The 22738-nt window shown below is 62.2% G+C and carries 23 protein-coding genes; 12 read left to right on the top strand and 11 right to left on the bottom strand.

Features of this window, described 5'->3' with window-relative positions; genetic code table 11:
• The 3 genes from J1M86_RS12015 to J1M86_RS12005 form a co-directional block, all read right to left on the bottom strand.
• A partial coding sequence (locus tag J1M86_RS12015; protein ID WP_206510065.1) for a Mu transposase C-terminal domain-containing protein occupies nt 1–1562 on the bottom strand: 1562 nt, incomplete at its 3' end.
• Nucleotides 1563–2289: 727 nt separating this feature from the next.
• On the bottom strand, nt 2290–3087 hold the full coding sequence (locus tag J1M86_RS12010; RefSeq protein WP_206510064.1) for a ParA family protein: 798 nt from the start codon (nt 3085–3087) through the stop codon (nt 2290–2292).
• A 1471-nt stretch (nt 3088–4558) separates the two neighbouring features.
• The gene (locus J1M86_RS12005) at nt 4559–5041 is read right to left on the bottom strand and encodes a DUF5956 family protein (RefSeq protein WP_206509954.1); all 483 of its coding nucleotides are present in this window, start codon (nt 5039–5041) and stop codon (nt 4559–4561) included.
• A gap of 231 nt (nt 5042–5272) precedes the next feature.
• Between J1M86_RS12005 and J1M86_RS12000 the strand changes: the two genes are divergently transcribed.
• Nucleotides 5273–5725: a hypothetical protein gene (locus tag J1M86_RS12000; protein ID WP_206509953.1), complete on the top strand. Its 453-nt coding sequence runs from the start codon at nt 5273–5275 to the stop codon at nt 5723–5725.
• Between the two features lie 138 nt (nt 5726–5863).
• Here the strand turns inward: J1M86_RS12000 and J1M86_RS26700 are convergent, their stop codons facing one another.
• The gene (locus J1M86_RS26700; RefSeq protein ID WP_274611674.1) at nt 5864–5995 is read right to left on the bottom strand and encodes a hypothetical protein; all 132 of its coding nucleotides are present in this window, start codon (nt 5993–5995) and stop codon (nt 5864–5866) included.
• Between the two features lie 860 nt (nt 5996–6855).
• On the opposite strand from J1M86_RS26700, the gene J1M86_RS11995 reads away from it, so the two are divergent.
• The 4 genes from J1M86_RS11995 (at nt 6856) to J1M86_RS11980 (ending at nt 11436) form a co-directional block, all read left to right on the top strand.
• Complete coding sequence (locus J1M86_RS11995) at nt 6856–8028, top strand: site-specific integrase (protein ID WP_037163440.1); 1173 nt, start codon at nt 6856–6858, stop codon at nt 8026–8028.
• A gap of 670 nt (nt 8029–8698) precedes the next feature.
• Entirely contained in the window at nt 8699–9313 is a 615-nt protein-coding gene (locus tag J1M86_RS11990; protein ID WP_037161212.1) for a hypothetical protein, read from the top strand.
• 250 nt (nt 9314–9563) lie between these two features.
• Nucleotides 9564–10868, top strand: coding sequence for a serine/threonine-protein kinase (locus J1M86_RS11985; RefSeq protein WP_037161214.1), 1305 nt, complete (start codon nt 9564–9566; stop codon nt 10866–10868).
• Between the two features lie 79 nt (nt 10869–10947).
• Nucleotides 10948–11436 (top strand): hypothetical protein, encoded by a 489-nt coding sequence (locus J1M86_RS11980; RefSeq protein WP_037161215.1) that lies wholly within the window; start codon nt 10948–10950, stop codon nt 11434–11436.
• Nucleotides 11437–11947: 511 nt separating this feature from the next.
• On the opposite strand, the gene J1M86_RS11975 is transcribed toward J1M86_RS11980, so the two are convergent.
• Nucleotides 11948–13104, bottom strand: a protein-coding gene (locus J1M86_RS11975; protein ID WP_206510063.1) for an IS3 family transposase whose coding sequence is annotated in 2 segments (ribosomal slippage) — nt 11948–12834 and nt 12834–13104 — 1158 coding nt in all. Because the reading frame shifts where the segments join, the coding sequence is not laid out codon by codon here.
• A gap of 44 nt (nt 13105–13148) precedes the next feature.
• Between J1M86_RS11975 and J1M86_RS26360 the strand changes: the two genes are divergently transcribed.
• Nucleotides 13149–13433, top strand: coding sequence for a transposase (locus J1M86_RS26360; protein ID WP_241259771.1), 285 nt, complete (start codon nt 13149–13151; stop codon nt 13431–13433).
• 14 nt (nt 13434–13447) lie between these two features.
• Nucleotides 13448–14323 (top strand): IS3 family transposase, encoded by an 876-nt coding sequence (locus J1M86_RS11970; protein ID WP_241259770.1) that lies wholly within the window; start codon nt 13448–13450, stop codon nt 14321–14323.
• Nucleotides 14324–14462: 139 nt separating this feature from the next.
• Here the strand turns inward: J1M86_RS11970 and J1M86_RS11965 are convergent, their stop codons facing one another.
• From J1M86_RS11965 to J1M86_RS11955, 3 genes are all read right to left on the bottom strand, one after another.
• The gene (locus J1M86_RS11965; RefSeq protein ID WP_230594168.1) at nt 14463–15104 is read right to left on the bottom strand and encodes an RES family NAD+ phosphorylase; all 642 of its coding nucleotides are present in this window, start codon (nt 15102–15104) and stop codon (nt 14463–14465) included.
• Nucleotides 15101–15607 (bottom strand): hypothetical protein, encoded by a 507-nt coding sequence (locus J1M86_RS11960; protein ID WP_037161217.1) that lies wholly within the window; start codon nt 15605–15607, stop codon nt 15101–15103. Before J1M86_RS11960 ends, J1M86_RS11965 begins: the two co-directional genes overlap by 4 nt.
• Before the next feature lie 65 nt (nt 15608–15672).
• Entirely contained in the window at nt 15673–16488 is an 816-nt protein-coding gene (locus J1M86_RS11955) for a DNA/RNA non-specific endonuclease (RefSeq protein WP_037161317.1), read from the bottom strand.
• A gap of 125 nt (nt 16489–16613) precedes the next feature.
• Between J1M86_RS11955 and J1M86_RS11950 the strand changes: the two genes are divergently transcribed.
• Entirely contained in the window at nt 16614–16820 is a 207-nt protein-coding gene (locus tag J1M86_RS11950) for a hypothetical protein (protein WP_008720325.1), read from the top strand.
• Nucleotides 16821–16914: 94 nt separating this feature from the next.
• Nucleotides 16915–18003 (top strand): hypothetical protein, encoded by a 1089-nt coding sequence (locus tag J1M86_RS11945; RefSeq protein WP_230594169.1) that lies wholly within the window; start codon nt 16915–16917, stop codon nt 18001–18003.
• Nucleotides 18004–18097: 94 nt separating this feature from the next.
• On the opposite strand, the gene J1M86_RS11940 is transcribed toward J1M86_RS11945, so the two are convergent.
• A complete protein-coding gene (locus J1M86_RS11940) occupies nt 18098–18379 on the bottom strand; it encodes a DUF4229 domain-containing protein (protein ID WP_052061935.1) in 282 nt (93 codons plus the stop codon).
• An 80-nt stretch (nt 18380–18459) separates the two neighbouring features.
• Here J1M86_RS11940 and J1M86_RS11935 point away from each other — a divergent pair, with 80 nt between their 5' ends.
• The 3 genes from J1M86_RS11935 (at nt 18460) to J1M86_RS26860 (ending at nt 21315) form a co-directional block, all read left to right on the top strand.
• The gene (locus tag J1M86_RS11935) at nt 18460–19269 is read left to right on the top strand and encodes a DUF3105 domain-containing protein (protein ID WP_080738293.1); all 810 of its coding nucleotides are present in this window, start codon (nt 18460–18462) and stop codon (nt 19267–19269) included.
• Nucleotides 19266–19964 carry a DUF305 domain-containing protein gene (locus tag J1M86_RS11930; RefSeq protein WP_037161222.1) on the top strand — a complete coding sequence of 233 codons (699 nt, stop codon included), beginning with the start codon at nt 19266–19268 and terminating at the stop codon, nt 19962–19964. Before J1M86_RS11935 ends, J1M86_RS11930 begins: the two co-directional genes overlap by 4 nt.
• 349 nt (nt 19965–20313) lie before the next feature.
• On the top strand, nt 20314–21315 hold the full coding sequence (locus tag J1M86_RS26860) for a M23 family metallopeptidase (protein ID WP_179282766.1): 1002 nt from the start codon (nt 20314–20316) through the stop codon (nt 21313–21315).
• Between the two features lie 79 nt (nt 21316–21394).
• Here the strand turns inward: J1M86_RS26860 and J1M86_RS11920 are convergent, their stop codons facing one another.
• The gene (locus J1M86_RS11920; protein ID WP_037161229.1) at nt 21395–22357 is read right to left on the bottom strand and encodes a cytochrome c oxidase assembly protein; all 963 of its coding nucleotides are present in this window, start codon (nt 22355–22357) and stop codon (nt 21395–21397) included.
• Between the two features lie 10 nt (nt 22358–22367).
• The coding region (locus J1M86_RS11915; RefSeq protein WP_206509951.1) for a copper resistance protein CopC at nt 22368–22738 on the bottom strand (371 nt) is incomplete at its 5' end.

Raw genomic sequence — 22738 nt, 5'->3', positions numbered from 1 at the left:
CGGGCACGGTTGCGCCGGGCTTTGCGGGTGGCTTTCTGCGAGCGGTCGGTGACCTCGCGCATCTGCTCGATCATCGAAAACAGTGCGCTCTCATCGACGTTCGACCGACCTTGTTCGCGGAGACGGGTGATAGCAGCTCTGTGCTCCCACAGTGTCACCGCGGGATGTGACATCGTCCGGTACGGCACCTCGATATAGCCGGCACCGTCTGGTTCGAGGACCCAGATTCTGCTCAAATCGCGTGGGTCACGTCGTATCACGAACCGTCCCAAGTCCTCTCGCCGCGCAACCCACGGTTTGAGCGCGTTCGAGAAGTAGTGCACGTGATCGAGGACGAAGCCCGTGCGCGTCAGACGTCGCCGGATGACGGGAAGAAAGTCCACCAGGAACGCGGTTTCGCCGAGCACCACACGAGGGGCATGACCAGCTGCGGCGACCCCGCCGGCCCACACCGCGGCCGGAGTGTTCCCGATCCCTGCGTGAACGCTCGCGTGATACGAGGCTATGGCCAGGACCAGCCAGCGTTCCAACTCACGCAATGTCAACGCCGCATGCTTGTCCGAGTCGTAACTTCCTCGGTCCGCTGGGTTCGAGAAGGTGGTCCCAGGAAGCTCGTGCACCGCCGTCATCGCCGTCCCGATGATGCGTTCGACGATCCCGCCGTAGTGCGGTCGGCCCGGAGGACGGTATTCGAGGGTGATGGCGTGCTGGGCGCATCCGCGGCGCAGCGCTTCGCTTTTGAACTCGGAGGCGTTGTCGAGATACAACTGCTTCGGCTTCCCTGCCATCGGCCACTGCACCTGCTCAGCGAGCTCGCATGCCTCCAGCCATGTCTGCTTCTCGCAGCACACCCGGCCCAGGCACAACCCGACCGATACCGCTGATGGCGGCTCCAGAGTGACGACGAACCCGAGTACGGAACGACTGAAGACATCAATGGCGATCGTCAGGTAAGGGCGACCGATCTGTTGCCGCTCGTACTCGTCAACGACCATCAGATCGACGACGGTGTGGTCGATCTGGACCTGATCGAGAATCCCCGAAACCGTCGGTGGACTGTCGCCGGCGGACTGACGCGGGCGGGCGGCATCGGGTCCTCCGCGGGACCTGGCCACCGATGCCGGATGGAGCGCTGCGATACGCGCAGTGACGGTATTTCTGGCCGGCACTGGCAGACCCGCGCGGTGGCACGCCAACGCGATACGTCGATGCAGCGCAGCGACACTCAGCTTCTGACGGTGAAGAAAATAGCGGGTGAGATGATCGCCGATCACGTCCTCGACCTCAGCCGTTACTCGGCTGCGGCCACGCCCTCCCGACGAGACCTTCGTCAGAAGATCGGTGACCGTCCCCGTCCCGTTCCTGAGCCTGCCGACCAACGTGTAGACCTGTCGCCTGGACAATTCCAACCGCTGCGCGGCCTCGTCGACCGCTTCCGAACGCACCGGATGCATCTCCAGCAAGGGAGCCAGGACAGCGAAACGGGCCTCGGCCTGGGACCACCGCTCCCCCGACGCCGTCAGCACACCGGTCTCCACGACATCGAGCTTGTCGGGGTCCATCACAAGCCTCCCTGTCACCGAGAGCCGAACATGCGACCGTGCACCGCACTTCTGACATCAGAATGTCAGAAGACACGTGCACTCACCCTCGAAACGCCTGCAAAGAGTGCAGCCGTCTTCTGAAACTGACAACCGATTCGGCTCCGAGGTGTCTCGATAGACGATCGTCAAAGAGGACGCCGAGTCTCGGTGGGTTCCTGAAGTCTTCGGCCCCCGCCGCAGGTCTGCCATCGCGCACATATACACGACTGGATGCTTAGGGGTTGGCCCCACAGGGCTGTGCTAGCAACGCTAGCTAGCACAGCAAGCGGGCATCCCCATTCAGCGGTCTAAATACCCCGCTTGTCGAGGTACTCACAGAGCGCTGCGTCGGTCAAGGACGCAATACTGATTGATCGATCCCCCGTCTCGTAACGCAGCCTGTCGACGGCTCTGTTCAACCGAAGTTTGGTCGAACTCCGTATCCGCACATTGTGCTGCTCAGTGAATTTTTCCGTGCCTGGTCCTGCCGCCGGCCGCGCATCGTGCAGAGCCGATGGTTCGTTCGACGCCGAAAGAGTGGGCTTGTTTGTCGGTTTGATACCGCCAGCACTGGCCGAAACGTCGGCGCTCGGCGATGCGGTTGATTCTTGCTGTGCTTCATGCTCAACGCGCCGGGGTGAAACGGTCGGTCGCGAAGGGAGGTCTGCAGCCGGATGGCGGCGGATGGCGGGTTCACGTTGTGCGTTCATGCGGCAGGCTCTCCTAGGAGGTCGATAGACAGTTCTTTTAGCAGGGCGTCGTAGGCGACTTGCAGGTCTATCGCCCGGCCTCCCCTATAAGAATGGATGGGAGTGTGGCTGCTATGAGCGTCTTGGCGCGCCGCCAGCTCCGGGATCCCCGCCCTTGCAACCAATTCTCCGTATGCAGCACGCAACTCGTCCTCGCGATACTGATGCTCCGAGGTCCTTCGTTTCTTCGACAAGACGATCTTCTCAAGCTCGAGACGAGGGTTCGCACGCCGCTTGACGTTGGTGATGGTTTCCTCGACCTTGGTAATCGCTCGCACGCTGTCGATGGTGGGTTCGGTGACCGCAATGACCGAGTCGCAGGCGCAGAGGACCGCAAAAAGTAGCTTTCCAAGCGACGGCGGGCAGTCGATGAAAACTGCACTGTAAGGCGACAGATCGACACCCTCAAGCGCGATATCCAACCGAAAGATCAGGTCGTTTGCGCCGTCAGCCTCAAGATTGGCGAGGCTCTGAGTCGCCGCGATCAGGTCGACCCGATCCCATTCGGTTGCTACTACCGCATCCGCTGCTGCACCCTCGCCGGTGACCGACATCAGATCGAAGGTAGTTCGCATGTCGTCATCGACGTCGACTCCCAGACCGGTCGTCGCGTTGGCCTGAGGATCCATATCGATGACAAGGACGTGTTTGCCCTTGTCGGCCAAAGCACTCGCCAATCCGAGTGTTGTCGCTGTCTTACCGACACCACCCTTCTGGTTGCATATTGCGAACTTCCTGGGTTGCTTCGACGACATCGACACTGGGATTCGCGTTCCTTTCTCTGTTCGAGGATCAGGGCCAACGAACTCTTCTCCGAGGAAAACTGCGTTGGCTCGCACCCTGGACCTAAGCCCAGCAAGCCTTCTGGCTCGCTACGCTATAACCAATTGCTTCGTGTGCTGCGTTAACACGCGGAGCGAAGCTTGCGACGAGCGCTCTGCTCGCTTGCGGAGCGAAGCTTGCGACGAGCGCTCTGCTCGCTCGCATAGCGCCGCTCGCGTATCTCGCACTGCTCGCACTGCTCGCACTGCTCGCACGCCACGCTGTCATACCGTGCCTATCTAGCCACACGTCACTAGTTAAGCGCGAAACACACGCTAGGCACGCAATGCGCACTTGCTTTGCTATCAACGCTTGTGTAGCACCCGCAACTAGGAAAGCGAATCTAGCATGCCTTGATTAGCTAGCTACGGTGGCTACGTTAGCTTATTTTGCTTTGCTCTGCTCGCTTTGTGTCCTGCGCTAGCTCTGCTAGCTATCATTGCACGCATATTTCTCACATTTATGGCCAAGAACACGCGCGGAGCAAAGCCGGTTAAACGCCCGCCTGCACACAGGCGCACCTCGCGTGCAACGGCCCTCAACAGGATAAATAGCAACGCTAGTTGGCCTAGCACCCGCGTGTGCCAAAACCCAAGACGGCCCGCCGAGCGTCGGTGTTGCAGGGCGTTGCAGCACCTTGCACCACAGCGCGTCACACGAATGTAGCCGGACCCCCAAGGGCGGCGTACTGGATTCAAGGGCGGCTCACCTCTACGACGGACTGCATCACGGAGCAGAGCACCGGCAATCAAATGATCGCGAGCGGCAATCACGGACGGCTCGGATGCTAGTTCGACCCGTGCGAAATCGCGCCCGATGAGAACGCCTGTAGCTTTGCTAGCGTGGATAGCTATCATCACTAGCGCCCTGCACCACAGTTCAGGCGGTCGTCCCACACGATGATGACCCATGGGATGTCGTACGACTGGCGGTACAGAAGCTCCTCAACACCGTTTCTCAATGTGCGCGATGCGCGTCAGACCGCCACCCCAGACACAACACTGCACCGCAGAAGCTGTTCCTGGCTAGGTCGAAGGAACGGTCGGGACCACAACTGCGCCCGAGAGCAACCACAATCATTCGGTGGAATACCGAGGTAGAACGGTCAGCCCCACTGCAAAGAGGAAATCCCACCGTCCGAGGCCCCCAAGATGCAGATGCGAAGCTCCCTGGATTCGTCCCAACGGGGGAGGCTTCGACCGCCGAGATCGCCTGGTGCAGCCCCGTGGCAGATCAACTGAGGGTCTGAGAGGCCGCACTAAAGAGTCACCAGAAAGGCCGCACGAGAATGTCAGCGGCTCTGCGTATGAACGTAGGGCAGCAATCTCCAGAATGTTTCCCGGTCTTGAGCACCGACCTGCCATACATTCCGCCGACCACACCCCGCACCCGAAGCGCGCAACGTCACTTCACATCTTTCGGCGGCACTTGCTTGAGCAGGGACTCGTACAACCGCCTGATTGCCTTCAGAACTTCCGCTGGTTCGATCCAGTTATTCTTCTCGCGCAGAGCATCTTCCAACTCACGGCCGTCTCGGATGGTCTCGGGTACCAGCACATGCCACTGGTATCCCCGCGGTTGCAATCGGACGCCGGCGTCTGCCAGGTAGGAGTTCACGCCGTCGTTCACCATCCTGAGATCTTCCTCGGTAAAAGGTTCGAACCAGACTTCCTCCGGCTCCTTGCTCGGGTCGCCGCGGGTTACCTTCACGGGAGGGTGCGCGGATGCTGGATACGACGTCCGGTAGCACCGACCCGGCCCCGCCACCCAGGCAGTCAGCGCCCCGTGCCCATTCGATATGACGCTGACGTAGCGTCCCGCGGGTAGCTCGCTGGGCACACGGTCCCCCGCCTCCGCCATCGGATACTCACTCCAGTACTGCGCCACACGGGTCGACGCTAGACGAGTCCTCGCGATCTACGACCATGGACGTCAAGAGATCGGCCGTCGGCTCGGCACTGATCCCGATGTGACGGAAACGCTATCGGTGTTGCTGACCGCGCTGGTTACGGAAAGCCCCAGCGACCGGCACACCGTGGCCCTGCTGCAAGGCACGGCGCCCAACGCGGCTTTGCCGACCACGGCTATCACCTCGACCTGCCCTCGGAGTTGCCGTACATGGTCGGACCCGGTCTGACCACCGACCCGTTCACCACTGACACCGGTGCCCGAATCCACGAACGCCTCGCCCACCCTGTGCGCGCCGGCGTACTGGGCACGACCTTGTTCACGGGCGTCAGTTACAGCACCCTGACAAAGATCCCGCTTGACGCACTCAGCGAGAGCGCCCACGTGCTCCGCCTCGACTCTGCGGACAGGGGCGGAGCTGTCGCTGTTCCAGACTCGGCTCGGCCGCTGCTGTTGGCTGCCCGTTCCTTTCAGCTGCAGCGTGGAGCAGCACCGTCGGCGGCGTTGTTTCGCGGCGGTCTGGGCGGCGAAGGTCGATTCGTACGTGACAGCGCGGACGCGTGCGGTCTGACTCTGCCCGTCCGTCATCGATGGGACCGACATTGGCCAGCAACGGTCGCCGTCTCCACACTCGCGACCGCCTTGGAGATCTCGGTCGGGTAGGACCCCCATAAGTGTCGGGCAGGACGGGTGCCTCCATCAACTCGCCAGCTCGCAAATCAGCCGAATTTCGTCGCGACCTGGGCTTTTGCAAGATATTTTGGGCAGACTTGTCCCCTCCGAAATTGAAGGGCGTTTTTGCTACTTGCGCCGACGTCGGGCTTTTGCCAGCCGGACAGCCCGTGCGCACACGGGATCCGACAGCAAGGGTGCCCATTCGCGAAGTTCGCGAAGAACGATCGGCAGAAGAGCGATGAGGACGTAGTTGTCCATGACGCCACCTCCGCTTCCGGGGTGATGCCCACCGTGGTGGGCGAATGTCCTGCCGCATGGTCGCGGCAGGAGACTGGGGCCTGATGCAGGCATGAAAAAACCCGACTCGCTAAACCGCGAAATCGGGTGTTGGGCACAGTCGTGCTCCGGTACTTAGTGTGACAGCAACACCAGTTGCTCGCTCGACGACACGCTGGATCAGACATCGCACGTTCGGCGAACAGTGCCGGTTTCAGGGCGTCGTCCCGCCCAACGGCCCGAGCTTATCGGGCGAGCGGGACCCAAGCGTCCACGTAGCCGGGCATGTCGCTGAGAGGTCGTTGCGGCCCAGCCACAGGTGTAAAGCGCCTTCGTTGGAAGCCGGACCCGTTTTTGGGCGCACGAATAGCGCGTCTCAGATCATAACCTGTGTATAACCAGGAACCTGCAGCTAGATCGCGGCGCGCCATGTTCTGCATCGAATGCCGGCTGCGACGACCTCGCTTCCGGTGTGAGGCGCTATCGAGTCCGGGGCGGTAGCGAGTCAGATCCCCGAGCCGCTCGGCACAACAGACGGAATCTTCCATGCAACCACCGTCTCCGCAGCTCAAGCTGCGTCCTCCGCGATACCCACTGACATTTACTGCGGCCTACCACTGACATCGAGTGAGGTATGCCCAGGTCAGGTGACTGAGGTTTTCGTGCGGCCTCTCATCTCGCAAGTTGAGTAACAGGGACATTCTAATCGCCTTCATTGTCACGCCCAGTTTTGTGGAACACGCACACGTAAATTGCATTTTCCGCACCATCTCCCGCAAATCGCCAGTTCAGCACAGTTTCGACTACGCAGACGTGTCGGTGACCTGCGCTAGGCTGCAGGAATGGACTTCAGGCCGGGCCCACCACCTGCGGTGAGCACATCACTAGGCTCTGCAGGACTTGCGTCGACGGCCGTAGAGCCCGAGATTCCGGCGGCCGTAGCCAAGCGGATCGCGAAGGCTGTGGAATCTTCCCGGTCCGAGGGCACCCGGCGCACCTATGCCGCGGGGTGGCGACGCTTCGCCGGCTGGTGCGAACGCGAGGGACATGCCGCATTGCCTGCACACCCGGTCACGGTCGCCGCATACCTCGTCGACGCCGCGGACACCCGCACCGGGACGGGGGAGCGGTCCTACGCCGTCTCTACCTTCGGGACCTGGATCGCGGCGATCAACCACCAGCACCGCACCACCGGCCACCTGTCTCCCTCGGCACACGAACTCGTCACCGCCACCCTGTCCGGGATCCGACGTGAGTACGCCGCGACGGGAGATCGAACTCGACAGCCACGGGACCCGTTGCTGGTCGACGACATCAAGATCTTCGTTGAGACGGCCCGCGAGCAGTGCCGGGGGTGGGCCGACGAGGTCCTCGAGCGCCGGGACTCGGCCATCCTGCTGCTCGGGTTCGCCGGCGCCTACCGCCGCAGCGAGTTGTCGGAGATGGTGTGCGGGGACGTCACCGTGCACCGGCACGACGGACTCCACATCCGACTGCGGAAGTCGAAGACCGACCAAGAAGGCAGGGGAGCGGTCAAAGCCCTGACGTACACCGAGTCCCACGAGACCTGCCCACCCTGCGCGTACATCCGCTGGGTACAAGTCGTCGCGGTATTCGACGTCGGCGGACGACCGTCGGTGATCCGCCTGCTGCGGAAGCGAGATCCATTCACCGACCACGTCTGCCGCGGGGGAGTGCCGCGAACCGCCGCACGAGCACCGCTGTTCCGAGCGATCGCGAAGAACGGCAACCTCGGCGCCACCGCACTGTCCGGAGCCGCGATCCACCAAACCATCCGCCGCCGAGCCGAACACGCCGGCTACGACCCCACTGCACTCGCCAAGCTCGGCGGACACTCGCTCCGCGCAGGGTTCGTAACCCAAGGCGCCCGCAACGGCGCCGACGGATCCGCCATCGCCCGCCAAACCGGCCACGCCAGTCTCGACTCCGTCGAGGTGTACCGCCGCGAACACGCGCCACTCATTGGGAACGCAGTTAACGACATTGGGTTGTAGTCGACCTACTTCCTGCTCGATTTGGACCTTTGGTCGAGACGCGACCGAAAGCAATCGGCGTCGTGGACGGCATGCTCGATGATCCCGAATTCGACCCGGCGAGTCGACTACGAGCTGCACACATCGTTCTCGACCGATTTGGCATGGGACCTACGTCGAAGATCGAGCACGAGGTAGAGGTCAAGCCGTACGAGCAACTGCTGAAGGAAGGACCGTCTTCCGCGACGTGGCCCTGCCTCCTAGCGAAAGCGAGATCATCGACGCCGAGGACCAGCCTGCTCTGCTGCGCCAGCGGGTAAGCCAGCCTTCGATCCCAACCGCCCAGCAAGGCCGCAGCCAACGACCCACCTGCGGAGCGCCATAACGTAGTCGCCTTTCCCTCACCGGCGAGATACTGAGCACGCACCTAGCTCGAACAAACACTCGACCCCGGCAGTAGTCACTCTCGCCGCGTTGAGAATGCCGCTTCCGCACGTGTTGCAGATCACTATGCGCAACATTTTGCCGTGTCGCCACGTCGTGAGAGCAAGATGTAGGGGTACGGTCTCCTGTAATCACCAGATATAGATACCAACGCCTCTCCAACGCATGTCAAACGCTTTCGTAGCAAAACCAAACTTGACGCCGCTCCACGTTTGACACTCACACTTCGCCTGTGTAGCCTGAGGGCATGAGTGCACGAGACCGCCTCGATGAAATCGAGGAGCAGCTACGCGAATATGCGCGTTGGCTGCAGGTCGAGTTGCGCAAAACCGAGAAGGCGATAGGTGCGCTGGCAGAGAACGACGAGGACGAAGAAGAGGACTCCCAGTCGCTATCAAACCTGGTGCTACAGATTCTGAGGGAAGCGAAAGGTCACGTCATGACCATTCCAGAGGTTCACGCTGAGGCGCGCCGAAGAGGATGGTCGACTGATTCGAAGGACCCAGTGAACGTGGTCCGCGCAGCTCTCGCGAGACTGAACAAGAGCGGCGAACTTGAGCGCCCCGACAGCAAACGTGGTGCTTACAGAATTCGGGACTCGTCGCCTGGTGTGCTCGATCACCTCACGGCCGAGCGTGCGGCAAGAATTACGGCTGCCGCTCAGGCAGAAGCCTCCGCACGGCACGGCCTCGATCGTCATGCTGCACTCCGCACACGACTCAGTCGCCAGCGCGCCGAAGCGCGTCAGGCTGAAATTGCCGAGCGCGCAGGACTTTCCCTCGCTGATGAGCGAGGGTCAGAACAGAAGGAACCTAGTTTCGTCCGTCCGCATGCGATGCGGAGGGACGAGGAACCCTTCTGAACAGAAGAAGAAAATGGCCTCGGAACTGATCTTTCTTGGCGGACAGACAGTCCCGAGACCTACGCACCAGCCCTAGCTCGTAAGAGCAGCTCATCACAGCTTGCGGGAAAGCCCGCGTAGGGCAACTGGCTGTAGTGCAAGTCTATCTATTTTCACGAATAAATCAAGCGTGAGACAGATGACATTCCGGCACCGCAGCCATCACTCAACCCCCCAATAGCAGGGCGATGGCGCCCGGAAAGCAGTAACTATGAAGTATGTGAGAATTCGGCAGCTCGACTGCCACAACAACGGACAGGGTGTCATCTGGGAAGCCAGGACGAAGCCCGGCGACCACAAGGTCGCACTGAAGTACATGAAGGTCGATCCGTCCGACACGGACCCAACCACGACCGAACGGTTCCTCCGCGAAATCCGGTGCCAGTCCTCACTGATCCATCCGAACATCGTGAACGTACTGGGGTCGGGAACCAGCGACGAACGCGGGCCCTTTTACGCGATGGAATGGGCTGACGGATCACTCCGAGACATACTTCAGGACAACCCAAATGGTGTCAGCGATCAGGCTGCGGTACGCATCTTCACCTCGATCGTTGAGGCAATGACGTACGCACACCAAGAGGGTGTGCTGCATCGAGATCTTAAGCCGGAGAACGTACTATTCTTCAACGGCGTCCCACGTCTCGCTGATTTCGGACTCGGACGACGCCTGTCGAGCGACAGCACACGCATCACGCAGTCCCATCTGGGGCTCGGCACGATGGCCTACATGGCACCGGAGCAGTTCAGTAATGCTCACTCTGTCGGCCCGTCTGCAGACGTCTTCTCGCTCGGCAAGATTCTGTTTGAGTTGACTACCGGCATCTTCCCGAACTTCCTCCCGAACATCAGCAAGGCTCCGTCGAAATACCAGTACATTCTGCATCGCTGTCTTGAACAGGATTCAGAGAAGCGCTTCGCGAACGCCGGTCAACTCGCCCAAGCGCTTGCACTCGTCAGCGGAGACACTGACTTGCTGTCTCCTCCGGATGAACGAGCGAAGAGCGCGCTGGCTCGTGTGCTGGCGGGCGACGAAGCGGGGATGCCTGAACTTGCTGACATCCTTCTCAGCAATCCAGACGACTCGAATCTTTACCTGCAGTTTCTGCCGTTGCTGCCGGAGCAGTTCGTTCACTCCTTCGGCGCCAAGCTTCCTAGTGAGTTCGCAAAGGTCATGATCAACTTCGATGTGTTCGCGCGTGGTGGCCACCCGTTCTCGTTCTGCGACACGCTGGCTGACTTTATTGCCGCTGCGTACAAGGCTTCGACAGATCTCTCCACTCGAAAGCTGCTGCTGGAGAACCTGCTTGAGCTCGGACACAGTCACAACCGTTGGCATGTCCGTGACGTGTTCATCGACCTGGCGCGTGAGGCAGTCAAGACCCCCGGGTACACGCAGATCGTTGTGGACGCTTTGGAAAACAACTGGGCAGGGCGCGAGTTCGTCAAGTACGCGCTCAGTCAGCAGTCGATGCCGCAGGCAATCCTCGACGTCCTCACCGACGAAGCCGCTTAAAGCTATGCGAGGTCGAGGGACACCGCTATCACGGGTCCCTCGATCTTCGCTCGCCACCACCACCAGTTTGGAGAAATCAATGTCCGACTCAAACGAACCTGACTTTGTCGTCAACGAAGTTGTCGATCCGTTTCATGCGCCTGACCTCTTCCTTCAAGACATAGCGGATCTCGCTAATCGTGCGGAAGCGGGGTTCAGTCTGACTCTCTACCTACCCTGGGGCATTGCACGCGGGACAGTAGTCAGCGCTAAGACGTTTTTCGAGTCCATCGAAAAGGAGTTCGCCAAGCACCCGAGTGACGACGAACTCAAGCCAATGGCCGAGGTATTCAGCTCAATGATGGGCCGCTACGCCAAACAGGTTGCTGTGCCTGCCCGATCAGATTCGGAAGAGAGGGACGACGATGATCTGAATCCCTACACCCCACGTTTCATAACGCTGCAGAACGCTCAAGTGTTGGGATTGGGGAACTCCGGGATGTACCCCGCAGTAGGCACAGTCCCGTTCTTACGGGTGCAGATCTCCCATGTGAGTGCGTGGTCGCTCAACGCGCCCAAGTTCGACTGAGTCGAGCACGTTGGCCGTCTTTCCCCAAAGAGAACACCGGCCAACGTGTCCCGCCCTACGTCTCGGACGCAACAAATACTCTCTGTGGGCGCAATCGATCGCCAAGCTCGCCGATTAGGTCCTACTCGTGCCGTCGACGGGAGCCGCAGAGACGCATGAGCCTGTGGCTCTAGTCGTCTATAAGCTCGGTGCCCGTTGGCTTGGTCGACGGCGTGAGCCCCAATGGATTGATTTCACGGCCTCACGGAGCGAACCGGACCCGCGTCGACAACGAGCCAGCGCGTCAAGATTTCTTGACGGTGCGGTAACTGTCGTTCACGCAGCATTCGCTGCGCCGTGAGGCTCCCCCCGGATGGTGGACACCGAGATAGCGGGATCGATCGTTCCGCTGGAAGGATGTCCTCATGTCCCGCAAACGCAGGTCGTTCACGACCGAGTACAAGGTCGAGGCCGCCCTGGCAGGTCCCCGATAGTCGGACCACCGTGTTCTAGAGCCACGGTGTGATTGATTTCAGTCGATCTCGCAGCCCTCGACCGGTTGGTGGTTGTGGGTGCAGTGGGCAGCGTACTCGGACGGCGTGAGGTAGCCGAGGGATGAGTGCCGGTGTCGATGGTTGTGGTCGTCTTTGAAGTCCTCGATCACCACCCTCGCTTCGAGAAGGCTCGTCCAGTGATTGCGGTTCAGGCACTCCTTCCGTAGTCGGTTGTTGAACGATTCGATGTGTCCGTTGTTCCACGGCGTCCCCGGCGGAATGTAGGAAATACCGACACGGTCTCGGCAGAACTGTTGCAGCACATGGGAAATGAATTCCGGACCGTTGTCCATTCGCAGCACCATCGGCGGACCGCCCCACAGCGCGAACGTCTTGTCGAGCTCGTCGGTCAGCCGCTGTGCGGTGATCGAACGCTCCACGATGTTCAACAGGGACTGCCGGGTGTGTTCGTCGATCATCGACGCGATTTTGATCGCCTTCCCGTCGACAGTGGAATCGAACTGGAAGTCCAGAGCCCACACCACTTTCGGTGCATCGGCTTCGATCTGCGGGCACGAGCTGATGCCGGTGCGTTTGCGTGGGTGATAGATCCGAACCTGCAGACCCTCCTCCTTCCAGAGCCGGTGCACCTTCTTCTTGTTCACCGACATACCCTCGTCGTGCCTCAGATGCGCCCAGGCGCGACGGAAGCCGTGCAGCGGATGCGAGCCTGCGTATTTCCGCAACGACGCCCTCAGGGCCGCGTCGGGGTCCTCGGGTGTGTCGGCTATCGGCGTTCGTGCGTAGGTGGAGCGGGCAAGCCCAACAGCTTTGCACGCCAGTCGTTTCGACAGACTCATGGTGTTCACGAGCATGTCGACGGCGCGGCGCTTGGCGGCTGGGCTCAGAATTTTCCCTTCGCTACCTCCCGCAGCGCATCCTTCTCCAGCTCGGCCTCGGCGAGCAGGCGTTTGAGCTTGCCGTTCTGCTCGCGCAGCTCTTTGAGTTCCTTCGCGGCATCGGTGTCCATCCCGCCGTACTGACGCCGCCAGTTGTACAACGTCGCCGCCGACACCTCGAGCTCCGCCGCGATCTCCTCCTGCGTCTTGCCCGCAGCGGTCAGTTCGTCGGCACGGCGCAGTTTGCGCACGATGTCCTCGGCAGAGTTGCGTTTCCGTCCAGCCATGTTCTCCATCGTCCTATCCGCCCAGCTCATGGGCAACAAGACTCTAAAACGAGATGGCCCCGTTCAATGGGGACACGCCAGCCCGACGGGTGATCGATTCCGGCCGCACCATCGCCGAGGTCGCCCGCGAACTGGGTATCAACGAAGCCCTCCTCGGCCGCTGGGTCGCCGACGAACGCAGGCGGATCGAAGCCGCCGCAGCATCCGGGGATCAACCGCTCACCGCTGCCGAACGCACCGAGCTGGCACGGTTACGCCAGCAGGTCTCCGAGCAGGAGAAAGACATCGCGTTCCTGAAAAAAGCGTCCGCGTACTTCGCAGCCAATCAACAAAAGTAGAGCTCTACACGTTGATGGCCGCGGAGTGCGCGAACTCAGCAGTACATCGGATGGCACGCCTACTCGAGGTGTCGACCTCCGGTTTCTACAAGCACCAAGGACGCGGTATGACAGCAGCATTGACTCAACGCCGGCAACGACGAGCCGATCTGGAGATCAAGATCCTCGCGATCCACCAGGAGTCGAAGGGTGTCTACGGAGCACCCCGGATCACCGCCGAACTCCATGACCGGGGCGAGGTGATCACCGAGAAAACCGTCGCCAAGATCATGCGGTCGCTCGGCATCGTCGGCATCAGCCCGCGCACGTTCAAGGTCCGCACCACCGTGGTCGATCCGTTCGCCTCGTTCCCCGACGACCTGGTCCAGCGCCGCTTCGATCAGGGACGCCTCGATGCGGTGTGGACCTCGGACATCACCTACCTGACCTGCGGAGAGGGCGATATGTACCTCTGCGCGATCAAGGACGAGCACTCGAAGAGGGTCCTCGGGTGGGCCATGGCCGATCACATGCGAACCGAGTTGGTACTCGAAGCGTTGGACATGGCTGTCACCGAACGCGGCGGGAAGGTGGAGGGCACAATCATGCACTCGGACAGAGGATCTCAATACACCGCTCAGCTCATGACGCAGGCCTGCGCCCGCTACGGGTTGCGGCGTTCGATGGGGGAAACCGGTATCTGTTGGGACAACGCCGGCGCGGAGAGTCTGTGGTCGACGTTCAAACACGAGTACTACTACCGGCATACGTTCGTATACAACGTCGAATTGGTTGCTGCAGTTGACAACTGGATGTACTTCTACAACACTCGCCGTAGGCACTCCGTGATCGGAATGCTCAGCCCTCGCAGTTACGAACAGTCACTGATCGCGCCCATCATGGCCGCGTGACCACTGTCCACTTTCCGGGGGGAACCTCACCGAGACTGTCGGCTGTTCGAATGACTCTGGCAGGGCGCATGTATACCGTTTGAATGAACGAACGGCATGCGAGCAACTCGTTCGCCCTCCTCAGCCCCGTCCGACGGCCTCAGAGAGACGGCGGAACGGGAAGAACGGTGATGCCGGTGTCGCGTTGCAGCGCGTCGATCAGGTCCGGTCGTTCGGAGAGCGCGTCGGTCGTGGTCACCGCATAGCTCTGCGGATCCTCGCCTGCCGATGTGTGGGCGCCGGCAGCGTCGAAGAGGGCCAGGCAGGCGTGGGTATGCGCGAGGTCGTGCCGGGCCCAGTATCGGATCCCGGCAAATCCTGCACTGCGAAGCGCCGACGCCCACAGCTGTGTCAGCTGGTAGTTCCCGGTCGTGAATATTTCTGCGGTGACGCCGAATTGAGCAGCACTGTTCGATGTCAGATCCGCGAGTACACGTGTGTCGGCTACTTGAAGGCGGGTGACTGCGCGGGTTCTGAGTTCGGTGCTGGGGACGACCCGCATCCCGCCCCATGTTTCGAGGAGGGTGATCTGTTCGGATTCGGCGGTGTAGCAGGTGCCGTAGGTGTCGGCGAGGTCGAAGCGTCCGTGGCCGCCGTTCGCGAACCACAACGGTCCGCGGGTAGCGCTGTGGCAGCGAAACACCTCCGTGCCGGCTTGAACTGTGAAGGCAGGGAAGCGATCACGGAGGTGATCCGGCCGGGGAGGGGCGAGTAGGTGCAGTGCGGTACGCGGAGCGCTCACGCGGCGAGCTGCTCGGTCGCTGCGCGAGCAAGATCGGCGACCGACGGCCCGTCACCGTCCAGCAATGCCTGCCGCGGCGTGCGGCCGCCGAGTTCGGGTTGCTCGGTCATCAGCCAGGACGCGGCCATCCACCCGCCGGTGTCGGCGCTTGCCCAGACCCGGAGGGCGTCTTTGATTCCGAGGATCGGCCGCGCGGGCGTGTTGTCGTCGAACCCGGCGACGGAGTACCCCACGGAACCGTCTGCGGCGACCAGTCGCAGCACGCGATAGTCGCGGACTGCTTGGCTTAGTGCTTGTTTCGTCCACCCGGTCACGTCCAGGACCTGCTTGTGGGTGAGGATCGCGCCGATGTGGTTCTCCCAGGTTCGTCGCGCCTTGAGGCCGGAGAGCACGCTGCGGATCCCGTTCTCGACGTACGCGACATCGCTCGGGTTCAGCTCGGTCCCCTCGAGCCCGCTGGCGGCGAGTTCGGCGGCGACGAGATCCTGCAGTGGCGTGCTCATGCCGCCTACGATACGGAGGTCAACAAGGTCAAGTCAAGTAGGTCAACCAGAGCCGCATTTTAGTTCTACACGACGATGTCAGCGTAGGACGTCAGTTCGGTCCACCGTTGGGCTTCGAGCCGTGCAGCGGGCGCAAGCGCGTACCGATCCGCCGCAACGAGTTGATTCATCGACAGCTCGGTCGCGCCGGCGATGTCAGCGATCGGCACCTGGAAAGTTCGGTACGGGCCGAGTGGGGGAGTAGCGGTCTCAGCACGGGCGGGCCGTTCGAGAATCGGACCCAGCGACGGTGTCTGGTCGAGGACGTACCCCGTCGCCGCGAGCTCGGAGTCTTGTTCCCAGACGGCGATTTTGAAGAACCGCCGCGGGATCGCCAGGCCCCGGTACACCGGATCGTCGGCTGCGAAGATGCATCCGGAGAACACCGACAGCCGCTGCCCGTACTGGCGGGCGTGGTCGAGGACGTAGTCCTCCAGGCCGAGCCACAATGTTTTGGACTGGTTCAAGGTCGCGGTCTGCGGCGCACACACGGTGTAGTGGAACGTGTCGGCGTTGGCCTGCTCGGCGACCGCTGCGGTGCCCCAGACGGGGTCGCGGCGCCGGACCAGATGCCCGCGGTCGAGATCGTTGCTGGCATACAACTCCGGGCCGGCCTGCTGCGCGGCGGGGAGCCGTGAATCGAGGCGCCAGTCGTCGCCGCGGTCGACCTCGCGTACCTCGGATCCATCGATATTCACTGCCGTGGATGCTGCGAGACGTCGCTCGGGGTCGATTGCCACCGTGAAATGCGTGTACGGGAGCGCGACCAGCCCGGTGCGCGTGGGCGCATCGAGTTCGGTCGTGGAGAGGAACGTGGCGTCGTAGCCGGCTGGAGAGGTCACTCTGTCAGTGAACCGGTCGATCGTGACGGGAACGTGAACACACCCTGCTCTCAGGTTCGGTTCCGTACCCTCGGAGGGCGGCGCTCGAACCGGGCGCGTGTAACCGAGATCCAGGAGGCACATCCATGGCTGGAATCGCTGACAAGCTCGACAAGGCATACGAAGACAAGCCGCTCACCGAACTCGTCGACGCACCCGTCGAGGCACTGCAGGGTGTCAGTCCCGGGGACGCCGAGCACCTCAAGGCCGCGTTCAACATCAAGACCATCGGCGACCTCGGACGCAACAAATACTTCCTGTGGGCCCAGTCGATCGCCAAACTCGCCGAGTAGTTCCTACTCGTAACGTCGACGAGCCACAGGACCGCATGGGTCCTGTGGCTCTCGTCGATCAGCACCGCGACTCGCCCGGTGACAAGGTTCACCCATGGAGGACCGCGACGTCCCCGGCGGCGCCAGAAGATCCTGGTGGAACGCCTGCGCCGTCGAACAAGATCTGTCGGTTCAGGCCGGTACCGTCGCACACATGGCGGCAGGACAGGCAAGGGCGGTGACGAGCTACCGCTACCAGTGGGCGCTGTTCGCCGATTGGTGCGCCGCCGGCGACACCTCGCCCCTACCCGCCTCGCCGATCACGGTGGCGCAGTTCCTCGACGAGAACCCTGCCGGCGAGGCGGTGCAGCGGCGGCGGGTGTCCGCGATCAACCGCGCGCACCTCGACGCCGGCCACCCCGCCCCGGGACGGGTCACCTCGATGCGGCTCGCACTGGACTCTGCGCGCGCCGACCGAACCATCCGACGTGCCGCGCAGTACCAGGCCATTGCTGCCGCACTGCCGACGTCCGGATCGACGGCAGCCTTGTTCGGACGTCGCGACGCCGTTCTTCTGCTTCTGGCCGGAGCAGGACTGTCCTACAACGTTATTGCAGAACTCGACTGCGGCGACATCGGCGTCGACGGTGGCAGCATCTGGATCGCCGGACACCATCGCATCCGCATAGACCCCCACGAGTTCACCGGCCTCCAGCCTGCCGAGGGATGGGAACGCTGGCTCACGGTCCTGCGGTTCTCCGACCGGTATCCGTCGACGACGTTGCTCGCAGAGCATCTGCAGCGCAACACGTTTCCCGACATGACCGCGTTGCCGCACCGCGGCGGTCCTGTCGCGGTGCCGATCGACCGGTGGGGTCACCTACCGTTGCCGGCCGCCCCGATGACCGCCGCCGAGATCGGATCGGTGATCGCCGCGCACCGCGCCGGGATCTCACCGCTGCACACCCCGCCGCGTCGCATCACCAGACCACACGCGGACGCCGAACAGGTCGACATCGTCCGTACCGAGCCCTCATCAGTCGAGCTCGATTCCGGGTACTACCGCGCGGGTGTCGACGCACGACGCCGCGCGCACATCGCCCTGGCGGAGGTGCCGGGCATGGTCGACGACGTCGAAGACCGCATCGAACAACTCCTACGACGCACCCTCGACTTGCTTGATGACGACACGTCATTGAGGTAGTCCGTGATGTCAGCGGCACTCGGTCGGCTGTGGTCGGAGGTGCGATCCTGGCGGTCATTCTCGCGCAGTCGGACCTTTACGCGGCGTCGCGGCCTCATGGGGTCGGTCTTTTGCTGGAGCGTTCGAGGTCGACGGCTTTGATGTCTTCGTTGATCGATCGCCGCAGTTTACGGAAAACGAAGGCCGAGAACGGCAGGCTTGCTCCGAGGGCAATGATCAGTATCAGCGGAACCGGTATGTCGAGTCTTGTCAGCGCGTCGACGGCAAAGATGATCCCCGCGGCGATGCATACCAGGAGTAGACGTGCGCCGTTGTAGGTGAGCACATGAAGGACGAGTAGGCCCTTGTTGGTCTTCGGTTGACGGAACGGTTGCATCGATATGTCCTGTGATAGTGGGCGGAACACACTGACTTCTCTTAAATACTATGCTTCATAGTATTTAGGAGAGGGGTCGCATGAGTAAGAAGAGTAAAACTGGCGGGTACAGCGGTGGAGCGAGTAAGCCGACCTGGCAGACACGCTCGGCCACAGGTGTGCCGGGTGGTAGTCGCGTTCCGTGGGGAGTCCTGGGCGCCGGGGCGGTCATCGTAGCGTTGGTCTCACTCATCGGATACAACCTGGCGCCGAAGATTGTGGACCGCACGCAAGCCGAGCGTTTCGCGCCCTCCGTCGACGATCCGGACCCCTCGCGGGGTATCGATGGCGTGTTCGAGATCGAGTATGCCGCAGCGCGACACGTGGAACCGGCGCAGCGCGTTGCTTATGATCAGAGCCCGCCGTTCGGAGGTCCGCACGACCAAACGTGGGCGACGTGTACAGGTGTGGTGTATCCGACGGCTCTTCGTAGCGAGAATGCGGTCCATTCACTCGAGCACGGTGCCGTATGGGTGACATACGATCCGAACCGAGTGTCCGCCGAGGACCTCGACGTCCTATCTGCGCGTGTCGAGGGTGAGCCCTACATGCTGATGTCTCCCTATCCGGACCTTCCATCGCCGATCACGCTCCAATCGTGGGGTCATCGACTCGAACTCGACAGTGCCTCCGATCGGCGCATCACGCAGTTCATCACCGCACTGAGGCAGAACCCGTCGACTCATCCCGAGAACGGTGCGAGCTGCTCGACCATTCCCGGTGCATTCGATCCGGACAACCCTCCGCCGTTCGACGCCAGCGAACCGGGCCGAGATGCGGTTCCGCTCGACGAGATGCCGAGCGATGCGGCCACATCCGCCCCCGCACCGATGGACGAGGGCCCTCGATGACAGTCGACACCGATACCGTGCACACCGGCACATCTGCGGCCAAGTCCGGTCCCGGCCGGGTGCTCATCGCACTACTGGCCCTGGCCCTCGTCCTGTCCGGGGTGCTCATCGGCGTCCTGGTATCACCGACGGACACGTCTCCAGCTGCGCCGCCGCCCGATTCGATCGAGGTTGGTTTCGCACAGGACATGTCGGTGCACCACAACCAGGCGATCGAAATGTCGGCCATCGCCCTGGACAGGTCACCGGACGCGGTTGTACGCACCCTCGCGTACGACGTCCTCACCACGCAGCAGAGCCAGGTCGGGGCGATGCAGGGATGGTTGACCCTGTGGGACAGGCCCACACTGCCCAGTGGCGCATCGATGACCTGGATGACCGACGGCGGTTCGATGGCGGGCCACTCGATGGACACGGCCGACGCGGGCACGATGTCGATGCCCGGCATGGCCAGTACGGCCGAGCTGCAGAGACTGCGGCGGATGAGCGGTGAAGAATTCGACGGGATGTATCTGCAACTCTTACGCCGACATCATCGAGGAGGGATTCCGATGGCGGAGTACGGCGCTGCCAACGCGTCGGTACCGGCCGTCTCAGCACTCGCGCAGTCGATTACCGCGACTCAGAGCGCCGAGGTCGATCAGATCGACGTGCTGATGAGCGCGCACGGCGTCGATCCGCTACCCGACCGATGAGACGAGCCCTACCTAAATACTATGTTGCATAGTAATAACGATTGACGGGGAGCTCCGCCGCCCTCGACCGGACCGCTGGCGCTGAACTCTCGCCGATTGATCTCTCTACCAGTTGTTTTCATGACCACATCGGTTCGAAAGTGCTGAGAAACAGGTTGATCGCTGTTACCAATGGGGCTTGTGATGTTCTTGGGATGAGGTAACACTGGGCCGCGGCCGCTAGACGGGCGCTGCATGAGCGCCTCGCGCTGTCGAGTAATCCGAGAGAGGTGGTCAGGTGAACAGCGTCGAGTCGACAGAGCCGACAAAGCAAAGCAGGTCCTCGTACGGGGCACGAGCGAGCGCGATCGTGAGTGTGGTGATCGGTGCCGCACTGGCGGTGTCACCGTCGGCTGCGGCCGACCCCCAACAGACGGTGCCAGGTCAGGGTCCCGGAAATGCCGACTCCGCGGAGACGAACCGACAGACAGTCGATGCCCTCGACCGGTTGCTCCGACTTGCCGAGCGAGCAGCCACGATCGGCACCGACCCGATCGCGTTGTCCGACTTGACCAGCTTCGCATCGTCGAGTCTCGAAACTGCCCGATCGAACGGGATTCTCGCGGACACCGCGGGGCCCGTGTCATCATCGCTGAACTGTGTCGTCGACGTCATCGCCCGAGGATCCGCCGCCTCACCTGCGCAGTCGATCTCGTGCCTGGCACCCGTGGCCGCGATCGATCCACTACTGGGCATACGCATCCTGTCCTCACTGCAGGTGGGCGAACTCGACCCCGCAGTACCGCACGACGGCTACCGAAGCGGGGAGCGCGACCAAAGCTTTTCTGCTGGTGCGGATCAGGCAACCGTCCCCGATGCGGCCGCTTCGCCGTTGCCCGGATCCGAGGCAGGAGAAGGACCGCCGCGCGGTAGTGGCACGGAGCCGTCTCGATCGCCGAATGCAGCGAGTGCCATTGCGCCCAGCGCAGGGATCGTGACGTCCAGTTTCGGTGCCCGTGGAGGCGCGCAACACGGAGGTGTCGACATTGCCGACTCACTGGGCTCACCGATCGTCGCAGCAGCCGATGGGACTGTCATCAGTGCCGGGCCTGCACAGGGTTTCGGGCTGTGGGTTCGGATCAGACATGACGATGGATCGATTACCACCTACGGGCACAACAACGGAAATTCGGTCACGGTGGGTCAGCGCGTCCGGAAGGGCGATCAGATTGCAGAGGTCGGGAACCGCGGGAATTCGACAGGTCCGCATCTGCATTTCGAAGCGACATCTCCCGCGGGACAGAAGGTCGATCCGGAAGCCTGGCTCAGTGAGCGAGGAGCCAAGGTCGGCGCGGGCAGAATTGCGCGATGAGTACGCCCAATCTTGCCCTGCTGCCATGTGCGCGATCAGGCGTCGAGGCAGCCTCTGAGTGCGGGACGGCCGATACCGCTCAGGTCCGTTGAGACGTTTCGCTATCGCTACCGATCTTTTTCAGGAAATCGTTGTAGGCGTTGAGTTCGCTGTACCCGTCTTCTTCGGCTTGCCGGTCCGCGGCAGCCGACTGATCCTTCTCGTCGCGGTTCCACCGGATGCAGAAGATCAACACGACCAGGAGGGCGACGGGTTCTCCGTACGACCATGCCAGCGCCCCGGCGAGCTTCTGGTCGGCGACGGGGTCGATGCCCCATTGCGGGGGAGGGGAGGCGAACGCGGCGAGCATCGGGGTGCTGGTCATCATCAAGATGACACCGAAGAACACGTGCAGCGGCATCTCGACGAACAGGTCGAACATTCTGCCCAGGTTCGTTTGCCGGACCGGTAGTGGTCCGACGGCGAGCACGGGAATGATGAACAGCAGTCCGCTGGCGAAGAAGAAGATTTCCATCGAAACGTGCCCGATTTCGGTGACTGCGAGAACATCGAAGATCGAGGACAGATACAGCCCGTAGTAGCTGAAGAGGAACAACGGGATCGTCACCCCGGGATGTAGTGCGATGCGCCCAGCGCGGCTGCGTAAACCCGAGAGAGCGGCGATCAGTAGCCAACGGCCGGCGCCCTGATGCGCGGTGGCTCGCAGCAGCAGTCTGCCCGGCGATCCGACCACCAGCAGGGGTGGGATCGTCATCGACAAGGTCAGATGTTGGAACATGAACACGCTGAACAGGTTGTAGCCGTAGCGTTCGATGCGCAGTCCGGTCACCAGGACCAGAACCGCGCACCCGATCAGGAAGCTCGCGCTGCGCCACCGCGACCATTCGATTCCGCGCCGGCGGATGCGGTGCAGTCCCCAGCAGTACAGACCTGCCATCACCAGACCGGCGAGAGGCAACACCGGGAGCGGGGGTAGATCCCAGCTCAACAACGCTGCCAGAGTCGGCGGAGCCTGGGGAGGTTCGACTGCAGCGATGATCATCGGTGCCCTGTCATTGCCTGTTCTTTCCTCGTATCACCAGGGTCAGGGCGATGGCGCCGAGACCGAGAACAGCCAGACCCACGATCGAGAGCAGCATCATGGTGTTCTGTTTCGGTGGCCGGTCCTCGCTGGCGGAGGGGTTGTTGGGATCGTAGGCCGGCGCTGGGGTGGCGGACGTGGGAGTCGGTGAGATCGGGGCTGCGCTGCCCTGCGATTGCTGCGCAGCGGCGTCCTGAGGGGTGATGGTCGACGCGACGTCGACGGAGAAACCGTACGATCCGGTGATCGGGTGCCCGTCCGCGGAGGTGACCCGGTAGCCGACGGTGTACTCCCCGTTGGGGAGTCCGTCCTCGAGCAGGACCGATACGTCGGGGCCCTCGA

Source organism: Rhodococcus sp. KRD197, assembly GCF_017168235.1.
Lineage (GTDB): Bacteria > Actinomycetota > Actinomycetes > Mycobacteriales > Mycobacteriaceae > Rhodococcoides.
This window is presented reverse-complemented; position numbering and strand designations above follow the sequence as displayed.

Coding starts and splice junctions, on each gene's coding strand:
- J1M86_RS12010 (WP_206510064.1), bottom strand. CDS start 3,087: ATGTCGTCGAAGCAACCCAGGAAGTTCGCAATATGCAACCAGAAGGGT.
- J1M86_RS12000 (WP_206509953.1), top strand. CDS start 5,273: ATGGTCGGACCCGGTCTGACCACCGACCCGTTCACCACTGACACCGGT.
- J1M86_RS26700 (WP_274611674.1), bottom strand. CDS start 5,995: ATGGACAACTACGTCCTCATCGCTCTTCTGCCGATCGTTCTTCGCGAA.
- J1M86_RS11995 (WP_037163440.1), top strand. CDS start 6,856: ATGGACTTCAGGCCGGGCCCACCACCTGCGGTGAGCACATCACTAGGC.
- J1M86_RS11990 (WP_037161212.1), top strand. CDS start 8,699: ATGAGTGCACGAGACCGCCTCGATGAAATCGAGGAGCAGCTACGCGAA.
- J1M86_RS11985 (WP_037161214.1), top strand. CDS start 9,564: ATGAAGTATGTGAGAATTCGGCAGCTCGACTGCCACAACAACGGACAG.
- J1M86_RS11980 (WP_037161215.1), top strand. CDS start 10,948: ATGTCCGACTCAAACGAACCTGACTTTGTCGTCAACGAAGTTGTCGAT.
- J1M86_RS26360 (WP_241259771.1), top strand. CDS start 13,149: ATGGCCCCGTTCAATGGGGACACGCCAGCCCGACGGGTGATCGATTCC.
- J1M86_RS11970 (WP_241259770.1), top strand. CDS start 13,448: ATGGCCGCGGAGTGCGCGAACTCAGCAGTACATCGGATGGCACGCCTA.
- J1M86_RS11960 (WP_037161217.1), bottom strand. CDS start 15,607: ATGAGCACGCCACTGCAGGATCTCGTCGCCGCCGAACTCGCCGCCAGC.
- J1M86_RS11950 (WP_008720325.1), top strand. CDS start 16,614: ATGGCTGGAATCGCTGACAAGCTCGACAAGGCATACGAAGACAAGCCG.
- J1M86_RS11945 (WP_230594169.1), top strand. CDS start 16,915: ATGGAGGACCGCGACGTCCCCGGCGGCGCCAGAAGATCCTGGTGGAAC.
- J1M86_RS11940 (WP_052061935.1), bottom strand. CDS start 18,379: ATGCAACCGTTCCGTCAACCGAAGACCAACAAGGGCCTACTCGTCCTT.
- J1M86_RS11935 (WP_080738293.1), top strand. CDS start 18,460: ATGAGTAAGAAGAGTAAAACTGGCGGGTACAGCGGTGGAGCGAGTAAG.
- J1M86_RS11930 (WP_037161222.1), top strand. CDS start 19,266: ATGACAGTCGACACCGATACCGTGCACACCGGCACATCTGCGGCCAAG.
- J1M86_RS11920 (WP_037161229.1), bottom strand. CDS start 22,357: ATGATCATCGCTGCAGTCGAACCTCCCCAGGCTCCGCCGACTCTGGCA.